Below are 1,083 nucleotides of genomic sequence, written 5' to 3' on the forward strand. Positions count from 1 at the left end.
GTCAGGTAGAGAATACCGAGGCGTTCGGGTGAACTATGGTTAAGGAACTCGGCAAAATGCCCCCGTAACTTCGGGAGAAGGGGGGCCACGCTTGGTGAGAGGACTTGCTCCTCGAGCTGGGGGTGGCCGCAGAGACCAGCGAGAAGCGACTGTTTACTAAAAACACAGGTCCGTGCGAAGCCGTAAGGCGATGTATACGGACTGACGCCTGCCCGGTGCTGGAACGTTAAGGGGACCGGTTAGCTCTGTTTCGACGGGGCGAAGCTGAGAACTTAAGCGCCAGTAAACGGCGGTGGTAACTATAACCATCCTAAGGTAGCGAAATTCCTTGTCGGGTAAGTTCCGACCTGCACGAATGGCGTAACGACTTCTCGACTGTCTCAACCATAGGCCCGGTGAAATTGCACTACGAGTAAAGATGCTCGTTTCGCGCAGCAGGACGGAAAGACCCCGGGACCTTTACTACAGTTTGATATTGGTGTTCGGTTCGGCTTGTGTAGGATAGGTGGGAGACTGTGAAGCTTGGACGCCAGTTCAGGTGGAGTCGTCGTTGAAATACCACTCTGGTCGTGCTGGATGTCTAACCTGGGTCCGTGATCCGGATCAGGGACAGTGTCTGATGGGTAGTTTAACTGGGGCGGTTGCCTCCTAAAGGGTAACGGAGGCGCCCAAAGGTTCCCTCAGCCTGGTTGGCAATCAGGTGTTGAGTGTAAGTGCACAAGGGAGCTTGACTGTGAGACCGACGGGTCGAGCAGGGACGAAAGTCGGGACTAGTGATCCGGCGGTGGCTTGTGGAAGCGCCGTCGCTCAACGGATAAAAGGTACCCCGGGGATAACAGGCTGATCTTCCCCAAGAGTCCATATCGACGGGATGGTTTGGCACCTCGATGTCGGCTCGTCGCATCCTGGGGCTGGAGTCGGTCCCAAGGGTTGGGCTGTTCGCCCATTAAAGCGGTACGCGAGCTGGGTTTAGAACGTCGTGAGACAGTTCGGTCCCTATCCGCTGTGCGCGTAGGAATATTGAGAAGGGCTGTCCCTAGTACGAGAGGACCGGGACGGACGAACCTCTGGTGTGCCAGTTGT

General features: G+C 56.2%; 1 rRNA gene. It reads left to right on the top strand.

The window, feature by feature from the left end:
* Nucleotides 1–1,083 (top strand): 23S ribosomal RNA (locus ACGF5U_RS31915); the annotation flags it as partial.

Source organism: Streptomyces sp. NPDC047886, assembly GCF_043204435.1.
Lineage (GTDB): Bacteria > Actinomycetota > Actinomycetes > Streptomycetales > Streptomycetaceae > Streptomyces.